Annotated in this window: 13 protein-coding genes, 1 tRNA gene and 2 pseudogenes; 7 read left to right on the top strand and 9 right to left on the bottom strand. The window is 63.6% G+C overall.

From position 1 onward, the window contains the following. Nucleotides 1-119 precede the first annotated feature (119 nt). A tRNA-Arg gene (locus BSY238_RS10635) sits at nt 120-196 on the bottom strand. A 189-nt stretch (nt 197-385) separates the two neighbouring features. On the opposite strand from BSY238_RS10635, the gene BSY238_RS10630 reads away from it, so the two are divergent. Beyond that, nucleotides 386-1,270, top strand: a complete 885-nt coding sequence (locus BSY238_RS10630) for a c-type cytochrome (protein WP_069040611.1) — start codon at nt 386-388, stop codon at nt 1,268-1,270. An 87-nt stretch (nt 1,271-1,357) separates the two neighbouring features. On the opposite strand, the gene BSY238_RS10625 is transcribed toward BSY238_RS10630, so the two are convergent. Then, entirely contained in the window at nt 1,358-3,364 is a 2,007-nt protein-coding gene (locus tag BSY238_RS10625) for a UvrD-helicase domain-containing protein (RefSeq protein ID WP_069039119.1), read from the bottom strand. 211 nt (nt 3,365-3,575) lie between these two features. Between BSY238_RS10625 and BSY238_RS10620 the strand changes: the two are divergent. From BSY238_RS10620 to BSY238_RS10600, 6 genes and pseudogenes are all read left to right on the top strand, one after another. Beyond that, nucleotides 3,576-4,019, top strand: a pseudogene (locus BSY238_RS10620) (CHRD domain-containing protein); the annotation flags it as partial. A 54-nt stretch (nt 4,020-4,073) separates the two neighbouring features. Beyond that, nucleotides 4,074-4,175, top strand: a pseudogene (locus BSY238_RS19065) (PEP-CTERM sorting domain-containing protein); the annotation flags it as partial. 116 nt (nt 4,176-4,291) lie between these two features. Then, nucleotides 4,292-6,619, top strand: coding sequence for a Tex family protein (locus BSY238_RS10615; protein WP_069039117.1), 2,328 nt, complete (start codon nt 4,292-4,294; stop codon nt 6,617-6,619). A 340-nt stretch (nt 6,620-6,959) separates the two neighbouring features. Next, nucleotides 6,960-9,560, top strand: coding sequence for a TonB-dependent receptor (locus tag BSY238_RS10610; RefSeq protein WP_069039116.1), 2,601 nt, complete (start codon nt 6,960-6,962; stop codon nt 9,558-9,560). A 122-nt stretch (nt 9,561-9,682) separates the two neighbouring features. Continuing rightward, a complete protein-coding gene (locus BSY238_RS10605) occupies nt 9,683-10,546 on the top strand; it encodes a PEP-CTERM sorting domain-containing protein (RefSeq protein ID WP_069039115.1) in 864 nt (287 codons plus the stop codon). Between the two features lie 42 nt (nt 10,547-10,588). Next, complete coding sequence (locus tag BSY238_RS10600) at nt 10,589-11,362, top strand: FxDxF family PEP-CTERM protein (RefSeq protein ID WP_069039114.1); 774 nt, start codon at nt 10,589-10,591, stop codon at nt 11,360-11,362. A 120-nt stretch (nt 11,363-11,482) separates the two neighbouring features. On the opposite strand, the gene pqqE is transcribed toward BSY238_RS10600, so the two are convergent. The 7 genes from pqqE to BSY238_RS10570 form a co-directional block, all read right to left on the bottom strand. After that, on the bottom strand, nt 11,483-12,640 hold the full coding sequence (pqqE, locus tag BSY238_RS10595; protein ID WP_069039113.1) for a pyrroloquinoline quinone biosynthesis protein PqqE: 1,158 nt from the start codon (nt 12,638-12,640) through the stop codon (nt 11,483-11,485). After that, nucleotides 12,637-12,909 carry a pyrroloquinoline quinone biosynthesis peptide chaperone PqqD gene (gene pqqD / locus BSY238_RS10590; RefSeq protein WP_069040610.1) on the bottom strand — a complete coding sequence of 91 codons (273 nt, stop codon included), beginning with the start codon at nt 12,907-12,909 and terminating at the stop codon, nt 12,637-12,639. The genes pqqE and pqqD overlap by 4 nt, the downstream gene beginning before the upstream one ends. An 18-nt stretch (nt 12,910-12,927) precedes the next feature. Continuing rightward, entirely contained in the window at nt 12,928-13,656 is a 729-nt protein-coding gene (gene pqqC, locus BSY238_RS10585; protein ID WP_069039112.1) for a pyrroloquinoline-quinone synthase PqqC, read from the bottom strand. Beyond that, nucleotides 13,653-14,570 (bottom strand): pyrroloquinoline quinone biosynthesis protein PqqB, encoded by a 918-nt coding sequence (pqqB, locus tag BSY238_RS10580; RefSeq protein ID WP_069039111.1) that lies wholly within the window; start codon nt 14,568-14,570, stop codon nt 13,653-13,655. Before pqqB ends, pqqC begins: the two co-directional genes overlap by 4 nt. A gap of 163 nt (nt 14,571-14,733) precedes the next feature. Continuing rightward, nucleotides 14,734-14,808, bottom strand: coding sequence for a pyrroloquinoline quinone precursor peptide PqqA (gene pqqA / locus BSY238_RS18120; RefSeq protein ID WP_083224124.1), 75 nt, complete (start codon nt 14,806-14,808; stop codon nt 14,734-14,736). A 123-nt stretch (nt 14,809-14,931) separates the two neighbouring features. Beyond that, a complete protein-coding gene (locus BSY238_RS10575) occupies nt 14,932-15,801 on the bottom strand; it encodes a hypothetical protein (RefSeq protein ID WP_223300094.1) in 870 nt (289 codons plus the stop codon). Nucleotides 15,802-15,813: 12 nt separating this feature from the next. Next, on the bottom strand, nt 15,814-16,497 hold the full coding sequence (locus BSY238_RS10570) for a DUF4197 domain-containing protein (protein WP_069040608.1): 684 nt from the start codon (nt 16,495-16,497) through the stop codon (nt 15,814-15,816). Nucleotides 16,498-16,545 lie beyond the last annotated feature (48 nt).

The following is a 16,545-nucleotide window of genomic DNA, read 5'->3' as shown; positions in this document are numbered from 1 at the left end:
GTTGACGGCGCGAATCGTGGGGCGAATACGGAACGAATCCGCTGGTGGACATGACCGCCCGCGACACTGTTGAAAGACAAAAAGGGCCGGATCGCAAAGATCCGGCCCTTTCTTGAATCTGGCGCGCCTGGCGCGATTCGAACGCACGACCCCTGCCTTCGGAGGGCAGTACTCTATCCAGCTGAGCTACAGGCGCTTGGGTGTATCGGGGGCGGGGAGCCCCGGGGACCGACCGGAAAACACGATCAGAACGGTGCAAAGGATAGCGGCTTTGCCCGGACGCGTCCATGGCGCGCTGTTGCAGGTGAGGCGAAAGCGGCTCGCTGCCGCTATAATGGCGCGTTTTGTTTTCACCTGTCACAAGGTTTTCAAAGGAACGCACACCATGTCGGACGCGCACGAGGAACACGAGTCTTTCATCAAGACGCCGCAGCAGCTGGCGGCGGTCGTTGTACTGTCGTTTGTGGTGTTTGTGGGCATCGCAGTGCTGGTTGCCCAATTCGTGCTGTCGGGCTACAAGGGTCTTGACACGGCCAATCCGGAAATCATCGCGGCGGGTATCCAGCCGGTGGCGCGGGTCGAACTCGGTGAAGCGGATTCCGCCGCTGCAGGTCCGAAGACCGGTGTGCAGGTGTACAAGGCGGCCTGTGCGGCCTGTCATGACGCCGGTGCCGCAGGCGCGCCGAAGCTGGGCGACAACGCGGGCTGGGCCAGCCGCATCGCGACCGGTCTGGAAGCGCTGGTGCATTCGGCAGTGAATGGCAAGGGCGCGATGCCCGCCAAGGGCGGCAACGCTGCACTGACCGAAGCTGAAATCACCCGCGCGGTGGCCTACATGGCGAACGAATCGGGCGGCAAGTTTGCCGAGCCCGCGATGGAAGATGCCGCGCCAGCGGCTGCCGCACCGGCGCCCGAACCTGCGGCCGCGGCACCGGCCCCGACGCCGATCGAAGTGCCGGCGATCGCGGCCGCGGCCTACGACGACGCACCGGTTGCTGCCGCCGCACCTGCCGCTGCGCCGGCCGCCGGCATCGACGGTCAGGCGGTGTACAACAAGGCCTGCGCCGCCTGCCACGCGATGGGCGTGGCCGGTGCGCCGAAGTTCGGCGACAAGGGACAGTGGTCGGCGCGGCTCGCGACCGGACTTGATTCGATGGTTAACAACGCGATCAAGGGCAAGGGCGCGATGCCGGCCAAGGGTGGCAACGTGACGTTGAAGGATGCCGAGGTCAAGGCAGCCGTTGAAGTCATGGTGGCGGCCGTCAAGTAAGGCACCGCGCTTCCGGAAAAGCCCGCCGCGACCCGGCGGGCTTTTTTACGTCCATCCGGTGCCGGCGCTCCACGCCGTCGCGCCCACCTACGCCTTGGGCGGTGGCGTGCCGCCCAGCAAGGCCTTGAGCGATTCCAGCCGCGCCACGTTGGCGGCGCGCTGTTCGGCTTTGGGCGCGGCGTCGGTGTTCGGGCGCTGCACGTCTTCGCCCATTTCGGCGATGAAGCGCGACGGTTCGCAGTCGCGCGATTCGCGCCCGCTGCGCCGACGCTCGCAATGGCTCAGCGTCAGCGTGCGCCGGGCGCGCGTGATGCCGACATACATCAGCCGGCGCTCTTCCTCGATGCGCCCTTCCTCGATCGACTCGCGGTGCGGCAGGATGCCCTCCTCCAGCCCGACCAGGAACACGTGCGGGTATTCCAGCCCCTTGGACGCATGCAGTGTGGACAGCTGCACCGCGTCGCGCGCCTCGTCGTCGTCGCGCTTGTCGAGCATCGTGATCAGCGCGACGGTCTGCGTCAGTTCGAGCAAGGTCTTGCCGTCTTCCTCGCCCTTGCGCCCCATCCAGTCGACGAAATCGCGCACATTGTTCCAGCGCGTTTCCGCCTCCTTCGGTTCGAACTGCTCGAACAGCCAGGTTTCGTAGCCGATGCCGCGCAGCAGGTCTTCCAGCAACAGGCGCGGTGCTTCGGTGCGGGCACGCCATTCGAGACGGTTGATGAAGTCGCCGAATTCGCGCAGCGGCGTCAGCGCGCGCGCCGGCAGCGCGTGTTCGGCGCCGGTTTCGAACAGCGCGGCAAACAGGCTGATGTGGCGCTCGCCGGCATAGGTGCCGAGCGCTTCCAGGCTGGTGCCGCCGATGCCGCGGCGCGGCGTGGTCACCGCGCGGATGAAGGCCGGGTCGTCGTTGCTGTTGGCGACCAGTCGCAGATAGGCCATCACGTCCTTGATTTCGGCGCGATCGAAGAAGGACTGCCCGCCGCTGACCAGATACGGAATCTTCTGTTCGCGCAGCGCGGTTTCGATGACGCGCGCCTGATGGTTGCCGCGATACAGCACCGCGTAGTCGCCGAACTTGCCGCGGTGTTCGAACTTGTGCGCCGCGATGCGCATGGCGATGCATTCGGCTTCGTGCTCGGCGTCGCGCGCCACCATCAGCGTGATCGGGTCGCCGCGCCCCATGTCGGACCACAGCTTCTTCTCGAACAGCTTCTGGTTGCTGGAAATGAGCGTGTTCGCCGCTGCGAGGATGCGCTGCATCGAACGGTAGTTCTGTTCCAGCTTGATCACCTTGAGCTTGGGGTAGTCGGTCTGCAGCGTGCGCAGGTTTTCCACGTCGGCGCCGCGCCAGGCGTAGATGGCCTGATCGTCGTCGCCGACCGCGGTGAACGCGCCGCGGCTGCCGGCCAGCAGCTTCACGATCTGGTACTGACAGCGGTTGGTGTCCTGGTATTCGTCGATCAGCAGGTAGCGCAACCGCGACTGCCAGCGCGCCAGCAGGTCGGGGTCAGTTTCGAGCAGACGCGCCGGCAGACCGATCAGGTCGTCGAAATCGACCGCCTGATACGCGCGCAGCGTTCGTTCGTACTCTTCATAGACGCGCAGCGTGATCGCCTCCGCTTCGTTGGTGACGAGCGGCGCAACGGCCGCGGGGGTCAACAGCGCGTTCTTCCAGCCGGACATGCGCGACACCAGCGCACGCAGCCGCGCCTTGTCGGATTCCTTCGATATGTCCTGCACGACCGACAGCGCGTCGGACGCGTCCAGGATGGAAAACGCCGGCTTCAGTCCGGCCGCCTTGGCCTCGATGCGCAGCATCTTTGCACCCAGCGCATGGAAGGTCGATATGTTGAGCTGCCGGCCGGCGCGGCCGTCGAGCAGATGCGACGCGCGCTCCTGCATTTCCTTCGCCGCCTTGTTGGTGAAGGTGATGGCCGCGATGTGGCGCGGCTCGATGCCGCACTCGTTCACCAGATAGCCGATCTTGCGCGTGATGACGCGCGTCTTGCCCGAGCCGGCGCCGGCGAGCACCAGCAACGGACCGTCGAGGTATTTCACCGCCTCGCGTTGCGGTGCGTTCAGGTCGGACAGCATGGGGAGGTCGCGTCGGATGACGCTGGATACGGGGCGCCTTGATGTTAACCCGGTTATCCCGCCTCCCGGGTGCACGACTGCATCCATATACCGCTATCGCCCGTAACATTTTTGCACTATCCAGTAAGGACCGGATCCATGCAGGCCTGTCGGCACCCTGGGTCCGTTCATACCGTCTTCTGTCGTTTCACCCCTTCCGGAGGTCAGACCCATGAACAGGATTCGCGTTGTTGCCGCACTGCTTGCCGCCACCACCCTTGCATCGCCCGCCCTCGCCCAGGAAGTCGAATATTTCGCCACGCTCAGCGGCCCGGCAGAGGCGCCGCCCAATGAGTCGCCTGGGACCGGCAGCGTTACGCTGACACTGGATCTCGATCTGCGGATGATGACCATCGACGCCAGCTTCAGCGGATTGCTCGGTACGCTGACCGTGGCGCACATCCATTGCTGTACGGCCCTCGCCGGCGAAGGCACCGCAGGCGTTGCGACCCCGACGCCCACGTTTCCGGGGTTTCCGGCTGGCGTGACGTCCGGCAGCTACATGGAAACCTTCGACATGAAGCTGGCAACGAGCTACAACGCCGCTTTCATCACCGCGAACGGCGGCACAGCAGACAGCGCCTACAGCGCGCTGCTGGCCGGCCTCAACGACGGCAAGGCCTACCTGAACCTGCACAGTTCGGAATTCCCGGGCGGTGAAATCCGCGGCTTCCTTGCGCCGGTGCCAGAACCCGAAACGTACGCCCTCATGCTCGCCGGTCTTGGCCTGATCGGCTGGGCGGCGCGACGGGGCCCTCGCGCCGCGGCGTAGATGTCGGGACGGGGCGACCGTCAGGTCGCCCTGCCGCGGCGGCCGCTTCTCCGCTTGCAGCGTGCGGCTCGCTTGGGTAGGGTTCGCGCCTTCATCGCCGTTCCTGCCTGCCGCACATGCTCCCCTCGATCGAACACCGCCTCGCCGCCGAACTGGGCGCGCGCCCGCAACAGGTCAATGCCGCCGTCGCGCTGCTGGACGAAGGCGCCTCCGTGCCCTTCATTTCGCGCTACCGCAAGGAAGTGACCGGCGGGCTGGACGACACCCAGCTGCGTCTGCTCGAAGAACGCCTCTCGTACATGCGCGAACTGGAAGAGCGGCGCGCCGCCGTGATCGCCAGCATCGACGAACAGGGCAAGCTCACGCCGGCGCTGCGCGTCGAAGTCGAGAACGCCGACACCAAGCAGCGGCTGGAAGACCTCTACCTGCCGTACAAGCAGAAGCGCCGCACCAAGGCGCAGATCGCGCGCGAGGCGGGCATCGAACCGCTGGCCGATGAGCTGCTGGCCGATCCGACGCTGACGCCGGAGACCGAAGCCGCGGCTTACCTGAACGTCGAAGCAGGTTTCGCCGACACCAAGGCGGTGCTCGACGGCGCGCGCCAGATACTGATGGAACGCTTCGCCGAAAGCGCCGAACTGGTCGGCGCGCTGCGTGCGCACGTGGCCGAACACGGCATCGTGGTCGCGACGGTGGCCGACGGAAAGGAGAACGATGCCGACGCCGCGAAATTCCGCGACTACTTCGCCTACCGCGAAAAGCTGGCCGACATTCCGTCGCACCGCGCGCTGGCGCTGTTCCGCGGCCGCAACGAAGACGTGCTGCGGGTGAAGCTGGTGCTCGACACCGACCCGGAAGACGGCACGCGCAGCGCCGAACCCAACCCGTGCGAGCGGCGCGTGATGGTGCATGCCGGCATCCGCGACAACGGCCGGGCGGCCGACCGCTGGTTGGTCGAAACCGCGCGCTGGACCTGGAACGTGAAACTGTCGGTGCATGTCGAGCTCGACCTGATGAACGAGCTGCGCGCGCGCGCCGAACTCGAGGCGATCCGCGTGTTCGCCAAGAACCTGAAGGACCTGCTGCTCGCCGCGCCGGCCGGTCCGCGCGTGACCATGGGGCTGGACCCCGGCATCCGCACCGGCGTGAAGGTGGCGGTGGTGGACGCCACCGGCAAGCTGGTCGATACGGCGACGATCTACCCGCATGAGCCGCGGCGCGACTGGGACGGCTCGCTGCACGTGCTGTCCGGCCTCGCCACGAAGCACGGCGTGCAGCTGATCGCCATCGGCAACGGCACGGCCAGCCGCGAAACCGACAAGCTGGCGGCCGACCTGATGAAGCTCAAGCCCGAGCCCGGCATGACGAAGATCGTCGTGTCGGAAGCCGGCGCGTCGGTGTATTCGGCGTCCGAACTGGCGGCGAAGGAATTCCCCGGGCTGGACGTGAGCCTGCGCGGCGCGGTGTCGATTGCCCGCCGGCTGCAGGATCCGCTGGCCGAACTGGTGAAGATCGACCCGAAGGCGATCGGCGTCGGCCAGTATCAGCACGACGTGAGCCAGACCCGGCTCGCCCGCTCGCTCGACGCCGTGGTCGAGGATTGCGTGAATGCCGTCGGCGTCGACGTGAATACCGCGTCGGTGCCACTGCTCGCCCGCATTTCCGGCCTGAACGCCACATTGGCGCAGAACATCGTGGCACACCGCGACGCCCACGGCGCCTTCCCGTCGCGCAAGGCGCTGCTGTCGGTACCGCGGCTGGGCGACAAGACGTTCGAGCAGTGCGCCGGCTTCCTGCGCATCATGAACGGCGACAACCCGCTCGACGCCTCGGCGGTGCACCCGGAGGCCTATCCGGTGGTCGAACGCATCCTGGCCGACGTGAAGAAGAAGGCGCGCGAACTGATCGGCGACGCGGCGACCGTCAAGGCGCTGTCGGCACAGCAGTACGCCGACGAGCGCTTCGGGCTGCCCACGGTGCAGGACATCCTGCGCGAGCTGGAAAAGCCCGGTCGCGACCCGCGCCCGGAATTCCGCGCGGCGACCTTCCGCGACGGCATCGAACAACTGAAGGACCTCGAACCCGGCATGCTGCTCGAAGGCGTGGTGACCAACGTGACCAACTTCGGTGCCTTCGTCGACATCGGCGTGCATCAGGACGGTCTGGTGCATGTGTCAGCCATCGCCAACCGCTACGTGAAGGACCCGGCCGAGGTGGTGAAGGCCGGCGACATCGTCAAGGTGAAGGTGGTCGAGGTCGATATCGCCCGCAAGCGCATTGCGCTGACGATGCGCCTGGGCGACGAAGTGGCGCGCAAGCCGGCCGCGAAGGACGCCCGTCCGCCGGCACGGCAGGGCGACGGGCGACGCAGCGAGCGCGGGCAGGATGTCCCGTCCGCCAACAACGCATTGGCGGACGCGTTCGCGAAGGCAACGAAGCGCTGATCCGGACGCCTCCTGGCGCCCTGCCAGACGGAAAAATCGGGAAGCCCCGGCGCGTCGGGAGCCCCGCGCATTGCAGCAGCACAGCCCCCGCCACGCGGCGCGGCACCACGCTTTCAATTGTTGAAGAATGTGAAGTGCTGCGTGGGCTTTCGGCCCATCAACGCATTCGGCGGGGCGACTTATCGCCATACCCGTTCGATTAGCGCACGAATTATTCGGGAGATTTTCCCGACATTTTTCCGTCGGGAGTTTATCCCTGCCGTCACGCGCGGCCTGTCGGTAAAAGCGAGGGAAATAAACAGCTATCGATCGTGTAGGGAGCCGTCCTACACGCATTCCGATGAAACCCTCGCGCCCCCAGACATTTCGCCTGACCCCGGTCGCGCTCGCCCTGCTGAGCGCGAGTGCCGTCGTCTGCGCGCAGGAAGAACCGGTCAAGGAACTGCCGACGGTCGAGATCCGCGCACCGCGCATGATCACGCCGCTGCCAGGCGTGGTGTTCGACGAGCAGCAATCGACGTCGAACGTCCAGAGCCTCACCGGCGACGAACTGCAGCAGTCCGGCGCCGTATCGCTGACGGAAGCGATGAACCTGCAGTTCCAGTCGATCAATGTCAATGACTACGCGGGCAACCCGTTCCAGCAGGATCTGAATTTCCGCGGCTTTGCGGCGTCGCCGCTGATCGGCACGCCGCAGGGCCTTTCGGTATATCTCGACGGGGTGCGCATCAACGAAGCGTTTGGCGATGTCGTGAATTGGGACCTGATCCCCAATATCGCGATCCTGCGCATGGACCTCCTGCCCGGGTCCAATCCGATGTTCGGCCACAACACGCTGGGCGGTGCGATCTCGGTCAATACGAAATCGGGCTTTACCAGCCCGAAAGTGGAGTTTTCCGCTCTTGGCGGTGCGTTTGGCCGACGCCAGTACCAGCTTGCCGCGGGTGGCAATTCGGGCCCGCTGGCCGGATTCTTCGCGCTCAACAAGTTCGATGAAGATGGCTGGCGAACCAACTCGCCGACCAGCGTGCGTCAGTACTTCGGCCGTGTCGACATCCGCGGCAGGTCGACAGAAGCCACGCTGAGCCTGCTGAAGGCGGAGAACATTCTGGTCGGCAACGGCCTGATCCCGGAAGAACAGTGGCGTGAAAGCCCGAATTCGGTTTTCACGTCACCGGACGAGAACGTCAACGACCTGAACCACCTGACCGGTCGCATCCGTTTCGACGTCAGCGACTCATCCAGCATCGCCCTGCAGATGTATCGCCGTGACCTGAAGCAGAAAGGCACGGGTGGCGACGTGTGGGACGACTTCGACCAGGGTGCCAGCGCAAACCGGTTGGGCGTCAGTTGCCCGGACGGTTTCGGTTCGCCGAATGGCGCGCTGGACCAGAACATCGGGCCGACCTACCCGGGGTGTGCCGGGGTGGCGCCGAACGGGCTGTTCAATTTCAGCCGCTCGGATCAGCGCTCGGAAGGCGTCGCCCTGCAATTCACGCAGATCAGCGAAACGCACCAGATCGTCGTCGGCAGTTCCTTCGACTGGAGCGACGTCGACTTCCGGCAGAGCCAGCGGCTCGGCTTCATCGATTCCGAACGTTCCGTATTTCTCGATCCGTCGCGGGAAGCGGATCTGGGCCTGCTGGCACTGAGTCAGGACATCACGCGCAATAATCTGACCGGTTCGAGCCGAACGGCGGCGTTTTTCTTCAGTGACACGTGGACCGCTGCCCCCAACCTGTTCATCACCTACGGCGCACGGCTCAGTTACTCGCGGGTCAAGAACGAACTGCAGTCGGACAAACCGATTCCGCTCTATCAATTCACGTCCAATTTCTTCAACAGTCGAGAACCCGTGTGCGGGACCCTCTCGGACGTTGGCGCTCGATTTCTTTGTTCAACGGGCGACTACGGCTACCGGAGCCTGAATCCGTCGCTCGGTGTTTCATGGCTGCCGGCACAGGACCTGAACGTCTATGGCAACGTGAGTCGCGGTTCCCGCGTGCCGTCAGTCATCGAACTGGGCTGCGCTCGCGACAAGACGCTCGAGGATCCCAACGGGCTGAATGACGGCAAGAATCTCGGCTGCACGATTCCCACCTCGCTGACCTCCGACCCTTTCCTGCCTCAGGTCCGGTCGCTGACGACGGAGCTCGGTCTCAGGGGTACCAGTCTGAACGGCCAGCTGTCTTGGAGCGCCACGGCTTATCGGACCGAACTGACCGACGACATCCTGTTCGTGTCGCTCGGCCAGCGCAACCGCGGCGTGTTCGACACCTTCGGCAAAACCGAACGCGACGGTTTCGAACTCAATCTGAAAGGCAAATTCGGTCGCCATTCGCTGCGTGCCGGCTACAGCCGCCTGAACGCCACCTTCGAATCGAGCGCGACCATCGTCAATCAGTCGAACAGCTCGGCGGATCGTACCCAGGGGCGTGTGAACGACTTCGAAATCAATCCGGGCGACGTCATCCCGGGGCTTCCGAAGCATTCGTTCCGACTCGGCTGGAATATGGATGTCACCAGCAATTTCACCTTCGGATTCTCGATGGTGGCGCAATCCTTCGTGTTTGCACGCGGCAACGAAAACAACGAATCAGAGCCGGGTGGCACGGATCTGACTGGAAATTCGCAAATCCCCGGCCTTGGAAAACGCTACGTCGGCAAGGGCAGGACATCCGGCTTCGCGGTATTCAATTTCAATGCGAATTACCGCGTAGACAAAAATATTTCCCTGTTCTGCAAGGTCGACAACATTTTCGACCGCCGATACACCACCGCCGGTGACCTCGCGGTCAATCCATTCACATCCGGATCGTTCGGCGCGCGGGATTCCTCAGGATTCAATTACAACTCGTTCGACTGGACGCATTCGCTTTTCGTCGGCCCCGGTGCGCCGCGCGCCGTGTGGTTCGGCCTCAACTACGCATTCGGGTCATGAGCACCGGATCGCTTTCCATCGATCGGACAAGGATCGATTACAACAAGAGGCACAGCCGAATCCGTCATGTGTCCGCCGAGTCATCGCCTCACACTGAAACACTTCAAAAAGGAGATCGCATCATGAAATTAGTGCACGTCGCAGTCGCGACAGTATTGGTAGGCGCCAGCTTGGGCGCGGCAGCGGGTGATTTTGTTGAATTGAACAAATCATTTCCACTACGGCTCAGCGCATCCAACAACCAGCTGACCGACATCTATTACCTTGAAACTAACATCACAATGATGACGATAACGGAATCATTCCAAGATGTCAGAAACAGGAATATTCCGCTCATTGCAAGCAGCATCACCTATAACGCTCGCTCAACTGACACACTAGCAGTGACCGGAAGCGGCACTTTGTCGCTTCTTGAGTACAGGTTGAACGAGGACGTCCAACTCGCCGGACAGGCGATTGGTGATATCTACGATTTTGTTTACCGCGATTCACGTGACAACAAACTGGTGTTCGGTACTCGCGTCCTTCTGGGGCTTCCAGGGCAGCAGCAGAATGCCGAGCTGAATAACGTCTTCCGCTATGGTTTCGAGGAGGACGGCACCACATTCGACGCAGCAGCAGCGTGGTTATTTCTATCGAACTTCGATTTGCGCCTGTACAGTGCTGCGCGAAGCGATCAGGGTCTAAAGCAAATGGATGTCTTTGATCCGGACGCAGTGAGCTTCCAGTCAGACATCAATCTATCGGAAGGCAACCCATACAGCGGGTTGTATTTGATCAAAACCAACGCGACGTACTACACCTATGCCGACAACGCGATCGGCTACTTTCAGGCAGGCGAAGAAAGCCAACCGGTAGTCAAGGCGTTCACCGGCGGATTTATCCCGACGAACACCGCGCCGATTCCGGAGCCATCCACCTACGCAATGCTGCTCGCCGGCCTGGGCATGATCGGCGTGATCGCGCGTCGTCGCATGCGCGCGTGACACCCGAAGTTTTCTGCATCACTCAACAAAAAGGTCAACATCATGAGAATCAAAACCATCGCATTGTCGTTGATGCTGGGCCTGGGCGCCCACGCTGCGCACGCCTTTGTCGCCTTGCCGGAAAGCGGTACGCTACGCGTTGAAGGTGTCAACAATGCGGCTGCTGATCCGCTGTTTCTCGGCTTCGGCTGGAATCCGCTGAACGAAGGCTACACCCGCGCAGCGCGCCGCATCAGTTCGGTGATCTATGACGGTGTCGACCTCGGCACCTTCTATGATTTCGTCTATCGCAACACCATCGACAATACGCTGCTGTTTGCGTCGCGCTTCGAGATGGATATCGGCGAAATTTCGGTCGGCAATGTGGAATACGATGTCGAAATCAACGACATCCTGCGTCGCGGCTACGCCAACTATGACGTGTCGGTCGGCTGGTACGATTCGGGCACGAACAGCGACTTCCGCCTGCAATCGACGGCTCACACGTCGAACGGTGTGCGCACCCGCCCGACCAACCCGGTGGATGTGTTCGATGACAATGTGGTCGACTTCCGCACCGATATTTCGGTCGAAGAAGGCAATGCGACGACCGGCTGGTATGTACTGAAGACCAACGCGACGGAATTCACCTACCTGGTGGACGCGGTGACCATCCGCCAGGCACCGAGCATCGACGGCATGTCGCCGCCGCTGCGCACGGCGACTTTCGAAGGTTTCGCGCCGGTCACCGCCGTGCCGGAACCCGAGACCTACGCCATGCTGCTGGCCGGTCTGGGCCTGATCGGCTTCGCTGCCCGCCGTCGTACGAAGGTGTAATCGAAGCTGCAACGGAAGGCGGCGCGCGAGCGCCGCCGGCTGGAATTGAAACGGCCCCCTGCTTTGTCCGGCAGGGGGCCGTTTTTTTGCCTGTGCTTCAGCCGGTGCGCCCGGCTGATGTCAGAACGGTCGGTCGAGCTGCAGCGATTCCTTCGGGCCGCGGTAGATCAGCGGCTTCACCTGGGCCGCGTTGCCGGCGATCTGGGCACGGTCGACGACGTCGGTGATGCGGTGGTGCAGCGGCGATTTGTCGCACACCGGATCCGCGGCAGCCGGATCATTGGCGATCATGTAGGCCTGACAGCGGCAGCCGCCGTAGTCGTTTTCCTTTTCCGGACAGCTGGAACAGGGCTCCTTCATCCAGCCGGTGCCGCGGTAGCGGTTGAAGCCTTCGGATTCGTACCAGATTTCGCGGATGGACGACGTACGCACGTCCGGAAACTCCAGTCCGGGCAGCATGCGCGCGGTGTGGCAGGGTAGCGCCTTGCCGTCCGGCGTGATGGTCAGGAAGATGTTGCCCCAGCCATTCATGCACTTCTTCGGCCGCTTTTCGTAATAGTCGGGCACGACGAAAAACAGCTTCATCTTGTTGCCGTGCTTTTCGCGCCACTCGTTGGTGATGCGCTCGGCGCGTTCGAGCTGTTCGCGCGACGGCAGCAGCTGGTCGCGGTTCACTTGTGCCCAGCCGTAGTACTGCGTGTTGGCCAGTTCGACGTATTCGGCGTCGATGTCGGACGCAAGTTGCAGGATGGCTTCGATGTGGTCGATGTTGTGCCGGTGGATGGTGCAGTTCATCACCATCGGATAGCCGTGCGCCTTGATCATGTCGGCGGCGCGGCGCTTCAGGTCGAACGTGCGCGTAGAAGAGAGGAAGTCATTCATTTCGCGCGTCGAGTCCTGGAACGACAGCTGGATGTGGTCCAGCCCCGCTTCCTTCAGCGCGCCGATGCGCTTTTCGTTCAGCCCGACGCCCGATGTCAGCAGGTTGGTGTAGTAACCCAGGCGGTGCGCTTCGGCGACGATGACTTCGAGGTCATCGCGCAGCATGGGTTCGCCGCCGGAGAAGCCGCACTGCACCGAACCGAGTTCGCGCGCCTCGCGCAGCACCTTGAACCACTGTTCGGTCGTCAGTTCGTCTTCGGTCTTGGCGAAATCGACCGGGTTGTAGCAATACACGCAGTGCAGCGGACAGCGGTAGGTCAGTTCGGCCAGCAGCCACAGCGGCGGGCCGATCTGCGCGGTACCCTGCACGGCGGTGGCTTCGGAAAGATCGGTCATGTGAGGTCCACCCATTTCTGCTGCTCGGCCAGTTCGACGAAAGCGATCACGTCGGCTTCCAGCCCCTGCGCGTTGAAGGTCGCTTCCAGGTCGGCAATGATGGCGGCGACATTTGCCGCGCCATCGCAGCGCTTCAGGATTTCGCCGGCGCTCTGGTTCAGCTTCACCATGCCTTCCGGGTACAGCAGCACATAGGCGTCCTGCGCCGGTTCCCACTGGATGCGGAAATTGCGGCCCACCTTGGGCACGGTTGCGGTCGTGATCGCCATCGCTTCGCTCATCCGGGGTTACTTGTTGACGCCGTAGGCGTTGGCCATGGCGTCGTTCATCGTCCACAGCACATCGAGCTTGAACTGCAGGATGGTCAGCGCGCGTTCCTGCTCGGCGCGCGTCGTGAAGTGGTTCAGCGTGACCGCGAGGCCCTGTTCGACGTCGCGTCGCGCCTGCGACACGCGGTTGCGGAAGTACATCAGGCCGGACGACTCGATCCACGGATAGTGCTCGGGCCAGTTGGCGAGACGCTCCTTGTGGATCTTGGGCGCGAACAGCTCGGTCAGCGACGAGCAGACCGCTTCCTGCCAGGGCCGCTGGCGGGCGAAGTTGATGTAGGCGTCGACGGCGAACCTGACCCCGGGCACCACGTGGCGCAGGTCGACGATTTCCTCGCGCGTCAGGCCGGTCGCTTCGCCCAGCTTGATCCAGGCTTCGATGCCACCCTCGTCGCGCACCGTGGTGCCATCCGGCGCGGTGATTTCGTAGCCATCGTGATCGAGGATGCGCTGTATCCACTGACGACGGATTTCGCGGTCCGGCGTGTTCGACAGGATGGCCGCATCCTTCACCGGAATCGCGATCTGGTAGTAGAAACGGTTCGCCACCCAGCCGCGGATCTGCTCAGGCGTCGCCTTGCCGGTGTTCAGCATGACGTTGAACGGGTGGTGGATGTGATACGCACCCCCCTTGTCGCGCAGTTGCGCCTCGAATTCGGCGTGGTTCCAGGGTTGTTGCGTGCTCATACGGTGATGTCCATTCCGTCGTAAGCCACCTCGATGCCGCGCGATTCCAGTTCGCGCCGCTGCGCGCTGTCCTCGTTCAGGATCGGGTTGGTGTTGTTGATGTGAATCAGTATCTTGCGCGTGCTCTTCGGCAGCTTGTCGAGCCAGGCCATCATGCCGCTTTCGCCCGTCTGCGGCAGGTGACCCATGTCGCGTGCGTACTTCTTCGACGCGCCGAGCGCGATCATTTCGTCGTCGGTCCAGAACGTGCCATCGACCAGAACCACGTCGGCCGCCTGCATCGCCGCCCATACGTGCGGCTCGATGTCGACCAGACCCGGCGCGTAATAGATCTTCCGGCCGGTTGTCGTGTCTTCGATGGTCACGCCGACGTTGTCGCCCGGCACCGGCTTGTCGCGCCGCGGCGAGTAAGGCGGCGCGTTGCTGCGCAGATGGTGGGCGTGGAAGCGCAGGTTCGGTACGTGCCTCATCTCGAACACGCTTTCGTCGATCGGCAGCGCATTCCAGTTCACGCCACAGTAGTGCCCGAGCAGGCGGAACAGCGGATTGCCCTGCGTGAGGTCTTCCTGCACCGGCGGCGTGCACCAGATCTCATGCGGCTGGCGATGTTCGCGCAGCATGTACAAGCCGGTCGTGTGGTCGATCTGGCCGTCGATCAGCACGATGGCCTTGACCGCGGTGTCGCGCAGCGCGCGCGCCGGCTGAAGTTCGGGAAACTGCTGGAACTGGGTCAGGATGTCGGGCGACGCGTTGAAAAGCACCCAGTTCTCGTTGTCGCCGGTCACCGTGATCGACGACTGGGTGCGCGCGGTGGCGCGGATCGTGCCCTTGCGCAGGCCGTCGCAGTTGTGACAGTTGCAGTTCCACTGCGGGAAGCCGCCACCCGCGCCGGACCCCAGTACGTGCAGTCGCATGCCCCTCCTCCGGTATCCGTGTGCGGACACTCTGATTGAAATGCGACGCGCCCATTCAGGGCGCGTCACGGTATTCATGTTGTCCTGCCGTGTGGCGCGGACCGGTGTTTCGATGGCCCGGGAGCTACCACTCCCGGGCCCGGGTCAGATGACCCTGCCGACCTTAGCGGTTGGCGATGTACATCGTGATTTCGAAGCCGAAACGCAGATCGGTAGCCTTGGGGGTTTGCCAGTTCATGTTTGTCTCCTGTGGGTCGTTTGAAATAACTGCGTTGTGTCGCAACGCCCCTGCAGTATCGATCGCCCCGCTGCTTACCGCCTCGCCAGCGGAATTAAGCGCAGCTCAGGAAATTCATGAAGGTTACGGCACGACGTCGACCTTCACCCACAGCCTGCGCTGCGACTGCGCATCGCGCGTGCCGTAACGGGTGATGCCGCGCTCGCCGACCTGTTCGCTGTAGCCACTGCCGCCCAGTTCGATCCACTCGCCGAGCCGGCCGCGCACCGTGCTGACCAGCCGCGCGGTGCGGATTTCGCCGTACTGTGTTTCGGACAGCGATTCCTTCTGCGGCGAAATGTCCAGCGTCACCTGGTCGCCATTGACGCGCGGCATGGCGTAGAAGCCACTGCCGATGTCGCGGTACTCGGTGCCCTGCGAAATGGCGCCGCCGCGCGGACCGGCGATGATTTGCGTGAACGGCACCGGAATCGAGCTGCCGACCTGGATGAAGGCCGAGCCGCCTTCGACCACCTGTACCCGCTGCGACAGCCGGTCGGCCGAGTTGCCGCGGGTCGACCAGACGCGCGTCGCGACCCGACTGTCGCCGCCGCGACCTTCGATCACTGCGCCCTCGTTGCCGCCCACCTCGCCGCCGCCCGCGGCACCCACCGACACACCGCCCGCGCGCAGCTCGCCCGACACGGCGGCGCCTTCGCGCCGGATCGAGTCATCGTTGTCGTGCCGCACCGAAATCATCAGGCTGCGCAGCGGCGTGTCGATCGCCTCGATCGCCTGCCTGACGGCCAGCCGCGTCGCCGCGTCGGCGCGGATGAAGATGCGGTTGTTGGCGCCCGACAGCGCCGCGTCTTCGCCGACCAGCGGCTGCAGCGCCGGCAGCACCTGATCGGTCGTGCGGTGCTTCAGCGGGATGATGTCTAGCTTCACCTGCGCCCAGGACAACACCGGCGCGCACAGCGCCAGGCACAGCAGCAGGTGAAAAAAGCGCGACACCTGCGACCGCCCTTACCGGCCGAGCGCGCCGAACACCTTCTTCGCCAGACTGCCGGCGGCGCCGACCGGGTTCTTGCGGATCGCCTTCTCTTCTTCGGCCACCATCTTGAACAGGCCGTCGAGCGTCTTTTCGGTCACATAGTTGTCGAGATCGGCGTCTTCCTTGCTGATCACGCCATACTTCGCGCCCTTGGACGCGAACTTTTCGTAGCTCTTCGCCAGGCCGACCTTGTCCATCGCCTGCTGCACGATGGGCAGGAAGCGTTCCTTCAGCTGGGCCGAGGTCTTGCCCTTGAAGTACTCGGTGCCGGACGTTTCGCCGCCGGTCAGGATCTTTTTGGCGTCGTCCACACTCATGTCCTTCACCGCGCCGACCAGCAGTTGCTTCGCTTCCGGCACGGCGGCCTCGGCGGCACGGTTCATCGCGGTGATCAGTTCGTCGGCCTGTTTCTTCATGCCGAAGGTGCGCATCAGCTTTTCGGCTTGCTGCAGGCCGTCCGGCAGCGGAATCTTCACCGCCTTGTTCTTCAGGAAGCCGTCCTGCCTGCCCAGCATGTCGACCGCCTTGGCCGCGCCCTGGGTCAGCGCCTCCTTCAGGCCGCCGCCGGCGTCCTTGTCGGTGAGGTCGGACAGCGACAAGGCCCACACCTGCGCACACATGACAAGACAGGCCACAAAACCGACAATCACACGCATGATCGACATCCTTCTGATTGAACGAACAAACTGATAACCCGAAACACC

Origin of the sequence: Methyloversatilis sp. RAC08, assembly GCF_001713355.1 — a bacterium.
Taxonomy (GTDB): domain Bacteria; phylum Pseudomonadota; class Gammaproteobacteria; order Burkholderiales; family Rhodocyclaceae; genus Methyloversatilis.
Note: the sequence above shows the minus strand (reverse complement) of the source record. Positions and strands in the feature narration are given on the sequence as shown.

Coding starts and splice junctions, on each gene's coding strand:
- BSY238_RS10630 (WP_069040611.1), top strand. CDS start 386: ATGTCGGACGCGCACGAGGAACACGAGTCTTTCATCAAGACGCCGCAG.
- BSY238_RS10625 (WP_069039119.1), bottom strand. CDS start 3,364: ATGCTGTCCGACCTGAACGCACCGCAACGCGAGGCGGTGAAATACCTC.
- BSY238_RS10615 (WP_069039117.1), top strand. CDS start 4,292: ATGCTCCCCTCGATCGAACACCGCCTCGCCGCCGAACTGGGCGCGCGC.
- BSY238_RS10610 (WP_069039116.1), top strand. CDS start 6,960: ATGAAACCCTCGCGCCCCCAGACATTTCGCCTGACCCCGGTCGCGCTC.
- BSY238_RS10605 (WP_069039115.1), top strand. CDS start 9,683: ATGAAATTAGTGCACGTCGCAGTCGCGACAGTATTGGTAGGCGCCAGC.
- BSY238_RS10600 (WP_069039114.1), top strand. CDS start 10,589: ATGAGAATCAAAACCATCGCATTGTCGTTGATGCTGGGCCTGGGCGCC.
- pqqE (WP_069039113.1), bottom strand. CDS start 12,640: ATGACCGATCTTTCCGAAGCCACCGCCGTGCAGGGTACCGCGCAGATC.
- pqqD (WP_069040610.1), bottom strand. CDS start 12,909: ATGGCGATCACGACCGCAACCGTGCCCAAGGTGGGCCGCAATTTCCGC.
- pqqC (WP_069039112.1), bottom strand. CDS start 13,656: ATGAGCACGCAACAACCCTGGAACCACGCCGAATTCGAGGCGCAACTG.
- pqqB (WP_069039111.1), bottom strand. CDS start 14,570: ATGCGACTGCACGTACTGGGGTCCGGCGCGGGTGGCGGCTTCCCGCAG.
- BSY238_RS10570 (WP_069040608.1), bottom strand. CDS start 16,497: ATGCGTGTGATTGTCGGTTTTGTGGCCTGTCTTGTCATGTGTGCGCAG.